Origin of the sequence: Thermus sp. (genome assembly GCF_039793865.1) — a bacterium.
Lineage (GTDB): Bacteria > Deinococcota > Deinococci > Deinococcales > Thermaceae > Thermus.
Map to the genome: position 1 here is coordinate 1 of NZ_JBAMMI010000050.1, position 5,934 is coordinate 5,934.

Annotated in this window: 4 protein-coding genes and 1 pseudogene; all 5 read left to right on the forward strand. The window is 70.9% G+C overall.

Translation table 11 applies throughout. The annotated features are described in order from the left end of the window. The first annotated feature begins 95 nt into the window (after nt 1-95). Entirely contained in the window at nt 96-1,121 is a 1,026-nt protein-coding gene (gene hemE / locus ABJK26_RS04955) for a uroporphyrinogen decarboxylase (protein WP_347241147.1), read from the forward strand. Next, entirely contained in the window at nt 1,118-2,071 is a 954-nt protein-coding gene (gene hemH / locus ABJK26_RS04960) for a ferrochelatase (protein ID WP_347241148.1), read from the forward strand. Before hemE ends, hemH begins: the two co-directional genes overlap by 4 nt. Further along, a complete protein-coding gene (hemG, locus tag ABJK26_RS04965; protein WP_347241150.1) occupies nt 2,059-3,414 on the forward strand; it encodes a protoporphyrinogen oxidase in 1,356 nt (451 codons plus the stop codon). Before hemH ends, hemG begins: the two co-directional genes overlap by 13 nt. A gap of 34 nt (nt 3,415-3,448) precedes the next feature. Beyond that, nucleotides 3,449-5,695, forward strand: a complete 2,247-nt coding sequence (locus ABJK26_RS04970; protein WP_347241151.1) for a diguanylate cyclase — start codon at nt 3,449-3,451, stop codon at nt 5,693-5,695. A gap of 33 nt (nt 5,696-5,728) precedes the next feature. After that, nucleotides 5,729-5,824, forward strand: a pseudogene (locus ABJK26_RS04975) (IS5/IS1182 family transposase); the annotation flags it as partial. Between the last annotated feature and the right edge of the window lie 110 nt (nt 5,825-5,934).

A 5,934-nucleotide genomic window follows, 5' to 3' on the forward strand; every position in this document is an offset into this window, starting at 1 on the left:
CCCCCACCTGGGCCACCACGGGGTCTTCCTGGGCCAGGGCAAGACCGGAGGCTAAGGCCAGGGCCAAAAAAAAGGCGCGCATGCCCCATGCTACCATGGGGGGCGTGAACGACCTCCTCCTAAGGGCGGCCCGGGGCGAGCCCACCCCCAGGCCCCCCGTTTGGTTCATGCGCCAGGCGGGCCGCTACCAACGCTCCTACCGGGCCCTCCGGGAGCGGTACACCCTGCCCGAGATCGTGAGGCAACCCGAGCTCGCCGCCCGGGTGACCCTAAGCCCGGTGGAGGAGCTCGGGGTGGACGCCGCCATCCTCTTCGCCGACATCACCACCCCCCTCCACGGCATGGGGGTGGACCTCTCCCTGGTGGAGGGCCGGGGGCCGGTGATCCACCGCCCCGTCCGGGACAGGGAGGGCGTGGAAGCCCTGAGGGCCCTAAAGCCCGAGGAGGCGGTGCCCTTCGTGCTGGAGGCCATAAGGATCCTCAAAAAGGAGCTCAAGGTCCCCCTCATCGGCTTCGCCGGGGCCCCCTTCACCCTGGCGAGCTACCTGGTGGAGGGGGGGCCAAGCCGCCACTTCCTCGAGGTGAAGGCCCTCATGTACCGGGAGGAGGCCCTCTGGCACCGCCTCATGGAAAAGCTCACCGAGGCCATGGCCCGCTACCTAAGGGCCCAGGCCGAGGCGGGGGCCGACCTCCTCCAGGTCTTCGATTCCTGGGTGGGGGCCCTTTCCCCCGCCGACTACCGCCGCTACGTGAGGCCCCACATGGAGAGGCTCTTCCGGGCCCTAGGGCCCCTTGGGGTTCCCGTGATCCACTTCGGGGTGGGGACCATGGGCCTCCTCCGGGACATGGGAGAGGCCGGGGGGGAGGTCCTGGGCCTGGACCACCACACCCCCCTTCCCTGGGCCCGGGAGGTCTTGGGCAACACCCCCGTGCAGGGAAACCTGGACCCGGCGGTCCTCTTCGCCCCCAGGGAGGTCATCCGGCGGGAGGTGCGGAGGATTCTGGAGGAAAACGGGGGGCGGCCCGGGCACATCTTCAACCTGGGGCACGGGATCCTGCCCAAGACCCCAGAGGAGAACGTGCGCTACGTGGTAGAACTCGTGAAGGAGGTTTCCCCATGAACGTCCTTCTCATGGCCTACGGCACCCCCTACGCCCCGGAGGAGATCGGGCCCTACTACACCGACATCCGCCGGGGGAAGCGCCCCCCGGAGGAACTCCTAGAGGAGCTCGCCGGGCGCTACGCCGCCATCGGCAAGAGCCCCTTAAACGAGGTCACCCTGGTCCAGGCCATGCGCCTCCAGGCCCTCCTCAACCTCGAGGCCCCCCTCTACCCCAAGCGCCTCCCCGGGCCCTTCTCCCCCCGGGTCCCCCAGGGCCCGGCGCGGGTTTACGTGGGGACCAAGCACTGGCACCCCACCATCGGGGAGGCCGTGGCCGCCATGCACGAGGACGGGGTGCGGCGGGCGGTGGCCCTGGTGGCCGCCCCCCACTACTCCCTAAGGAGCGTGGCCGAGTACCGGGAGAAGGTGGAGGCGGCCCTCAAGGCCCTCCCCGAGCCCATAGACTTCCTCTGGGTGGAGAGCTACGAGGCCCACCCCGGCCTCATCGCCGCCTACGCCAGGCGGCTTGAGGAGGCCATCTGGCGGCTCAAGGACCCCAAGCGGGCGGCTTACGTCTTCACCGCCCACTCCGTCCCCCTCGCCGCCGTGGAGCGGGGGGACCCCTACCCGAGGCAGGTGGAGAAGACGGCGGAGCTCATCGCGAGGAGGCTCTCCCTCCCCCGCTTCCACGTGGCCTACCAGTCGGCGGGGCGCACCCCCGAGCCCTGGCTCGGCCCCGACATCAACGAGCTCTTGAGGAAGCTCCGGGAGGAGGGCTTTGAGGAGGCGGTGGTGCAGGCGGTGGGCTTCCCCGCCGACCACCTGGAGGTCTTCTACGACCTGGACCTCGAGGCCCAGGCCACCGCGAAAGAGGTGGGCCTCAGGCTTCTTCGGGCCCGGAGCCTGAACGCCGACCTGGACTACATCCAGGTCCTCAAGGAGCTCGTGGAGGCCGCGTGGCTCAGGTAGCCGTGGTGGGCGGGGGATGGGCGGGGCTTGCCGCCGCCTTGGCCCTAAAGGAAGGGGGGGCGGACTTCCTCCTCCTGGAGGCCAGCCCCCGCCTCGGGGGGAAGGTGCGCACCTTAAGGCAGGGGGGCTTCCTGGTGGAGGGCGGCCCCGACGCCAGCGTGCGCTACAAGCGGGAGGTGCTGGAGCTCGCCCAGGCCTTCGGCCTGGAGCCCATCGGCACCCTGCCCCAAAGGCCCTCGGCCTACATCCTGCGGAAGGGGAGGGCCCACCCCATCCCTGAGGGGCTTTTCCAGGTGGTGCCGGGGGACCTCCGCGCCGTGGCCAAGACCCCCCTCCTCTCCCTCCCGGGGAAGCTCAGGGCCCTCCTGGACCTCCTCCTCCCCCGGGGAGCCAAGGAGGACGAGGCCCTGAAGGAGTTCGTGGAAAGGCGGCTCGGCCCTGAGGTCTACCGGGCCCTGGTGGCCCCCCTGGCGGGGGGAATCTATGGGGGAGAGCCCGACGCGCTCTCCATGAAGGCCGCCTTCCCCCAGCTTCTGGAGCTGGAGAGAAGGCACCGGAGCCTCCTCCTCGGGGCCTTGCGCGCCCGAAGGGGGCGGGGAAGCCGCGAGGAAGGCGGCCTCTTCTTCTCCTTCCCGGAGGGCCTGGGAAGCCTCACCCAGAGGATGGCCGAGGCCCTTGGGGAAAAGGTCCTCCCCGCCACCCCGGTCCTCGGGCTTGAGCCTTTAAGAGGCCGCTTCCGCCTCCACACCCCCAAGGGGGCCCTCGAGGCCGAGGCCGTGGTCCTGGCCACCCCCGCCCCCCAAGCGGCGGGCCTCCTAAGGCCCTTCCTCCCCGAGGCCACCGCCCTCCTCAACGGCCTCCCCCACGCCCCAGCGGCCACGGTGAGCCTGGCCTTCCCCGAGGAGCTTCCCCTAAAGGGCCACGGCCTCCTCGTCGCCGCGGGCGAGGGGTACCGGGTGCGGGGCTTCACCTGGACCCACCGGAAGTGGCCCCACCGGGCCCCGGAGGGCTTCAGCCTGGTCCGGGCCTACCTCTCGGGCGAGGCGGCGAGGCTTGGCGAGGCCGAGCTCGCCCGGGTGGCCCTGGAGGACCTGAGGCGCTTCCTGGGCCGGGAGGTGCGCCCGAGCCACGCCTTCGCCTTCCGCTTCCCCGAGGGGATGCCGAGCTACCGGGTGGGCCACCTGGAGCGGGTGGAGCGCCTGGAGATGGCCCTCCTCAAGGCCCCGGGGGTCTTCCTGGCGGGGAACTACCTGGAGGGGGTGGGCCTCCCCGAGGTGGTGCGCTCGGGAAGGAGGGCGGCGGAAAGGGCCCTGGCCTACCTGGCCCTGGCCCAGCCCTCCTAGCGCTCCGGCCAAAGGTGGAGTAAAGTGGCCCAAAGTGGGGATCTTCTACCTTATCGTGGGCCTGGCGTCCTTCCTCCTGGGGGTATGGGTGGAGCTTCTCGGCTTCCTCGACCCCTACGCCTTCCCCTGGTTCATGATCGCCGTGGCCGTCGTGGCCAACGCCTACGGCCTCGCCTACGGGCTTCTCCTCTCCACCCTCGCCGCCTTTTTCCTCTACCGCATTCCCGGCTTTGACGCCGTGGCCCTGGCCCTCCTCCTCCTCTCCGCCCTCCTCGCCCACCAGCTCGGGAAAAGCCTGCGGAAGGCCTACCGCCGGGCCAGGAACCTAGCCCGGGCCCAGCACCTCCTCGCCGAGGCCCTCGAGGCCCTCCCCCAGGCGGAGGACCGGGAGGCCCTCCTCCGAAGCCTCCCCGAGCGCCTCGCCGCCCTCGGCGTGGGGGGGCACGTGGGGGTGTGGGTGCCCCACGACGGGGGTTTTCGTCCGCTTGCCAGCCAGCCGCCCATGGACCTGGACTGGATTCCGGGAACCGGGGTGGTGGGCCGGGCCTTTCGGGAAAGGTCCCCGGTCCACATTCCCGACGTGCGTCAAGAGCCCGGCTACATCCCCGACCCCACCCTGCCCACCCTGGCCGAGCTCGCCCTGCCCCTCCTGGAGCGGGGGGAGGCGGTGGCGGTGCTGAACCTGGAGCGCCCGAGGCCCTTCCTCCCCGAGGAGGTGGAGGGCCTTACCCGCTTCGCCCAGGCGGTGAGCCTGCAGCTTTCCCGCCTGGCCGACCTCTGGGAGCGGCAAATCCTGACCGAGCTTTCCGAGCGCATGGCCCGCGCCCAAACCCTAGAGGAGGCGGCGAGGGAGGCCCTGGCCCTCCTCGTGGCCTCCCTGGGCCTGGAGTCGGGAACCCTCTGGGAGGCCCGGGGGGCGCGGATGGAGGCCCTCGCCCACCACGGGGTGGAGGAGCCAAGCCTCCTTAGGGTGCTGGAGGAGGGCCTGGCCTTTGGGGTGGGCCTCGCCTGGCGGGTGTACGAGACGGGAAGCCCCCTCTTCACCGCCCGCTACGCCGAGGAAGGCCAGGGGGTTCCCGCCCTGAAGGCCCTGGGGTGGCGCACCCTCGCCGCCCTGCCCGTCCCATCCCCCGGGGCGCCGCGAAGCCGCAGGGTGCTGGTCCTGGGCCAGCGGGAAGCGCGCCCTTGGCGCAAGGCGGAGGTGGACCTCCTCCTCTCCGCCTGCCGCACCTTGGGGCTCGGGCTTGAGCGCCTCACGGAAAAGGATCGGCACGAGGCGGTGAACCGCCTCTTTCTGGACCTCCTGGAAATGCCCCTGGAGGCGCTCTACCCGGAGATCCTGGAGGTGGCGGTCCGGAAGGTGCCCGGGGCGGAGGCGGGGAGCCTCCTCGTTTTGGAGGAGGGGGCCTACCGCTTCCGGGCGGCGGTGGGGTACGACCTGGAGGGGCTCAAGGCCATCGCCTTCTCCCCCGAGGGCATGCTCCTCTGGTACGGCCGAAGCCGGGAGGAGGCCCTCAAGGGCGAGCCCCGGATCCTGAGCGCCACGGAGCGCCCCATCGCCGAGATCAGCCACCGGACCGCCCCGCCCGAGGTCATAGACCGAGCGGGGAGGGCCACGGAGATCCGGGCCAACCTCTGCCTGCCCGTCCCCTACAAGGGCGAGGTGCTGGCCTACCTCAACCTGGACAACCTCCACGACCCCAAGGCCTTCGGCGAGGATTCCCTGGCCGCCGCCCGCTTCTTCGCCGCCCCCCTCGCCACCCTCCTCCACGAGAGCCGGACCCGCAAGCTCCTGGAGGAGGCCGCCCTCACCGACCCCCTCACGGGCCTCCCTAACCGCCGGGCCTTTGAGCGGGCCTTCCTGGAGGAGCTGAAGCGGGCGGAGCGCTACGGCTACCCCCTTTCCCTGGCGGTCATGGACCTCCGGGGCTTCAAGCCGGTGAACGACCGCCTGGGCCACGCCGCGGGGGACCTCGCCCTCATCAAGGTGGCCGAGGCCCTTTCCCAACAGCGCCGAAGCGGGGACTGCATCTTCCGCTGGGGCGGGGACGAGTTCGCCGCCCTCTTCCCCCAAACGCCGAAGGAGGGGGCCATAAGAGCCGCCTTCCGCTACGCCGAGGCCATCGGCAAGCTCTGCTTTGACGGCCTCTGCCTCGGGGTGAACATCGGCCTCGCCACCTTCCCCGAGGACGGCAAGACCCTGGACGCGCTCCTCTCCGCCGCCGACACCCGCATGTACCAGGCCAAGGCCCGGGGGGTTTCCGTACTGGTAGGAAGCTAAGAGGCTGTCGTAAAAGGGTGGTATCCTTAAGGGGTGACTCTTAGACGATCTTACCCCAGCGACCTCAGCGATGCGGAGTGGGCCCTCCTGGAGCCTCTCATCCCTGCCCCCAAGCCCGGCGGCCGCCCCGCCAAGGTGCCGAGGAGGGAAATACCTTCGTGTGCTACTTGATCTGGACCCCCGAGATGTGAAAAAAGAGGGGGTGCCATGCGGCAAGATCGTGAGCACCCCCGGAACAT

Excerpts from the sequence above, each read along its gene's own strand:
- hemE (WP_347241147.1), top strand. The coding sequence starts at position 96 with ATGGGGGGCGTGAACGACCTCCTCCTAAGGGCGGCCCGGGGCGAGCCC.
- hemH (WP_347241148.1), top strand. The coding sequence starts at position 1,118 with ATGAACGTCCTTCTCATGGCCTACGGCACCCCCTACGCCCCGGAGGAG.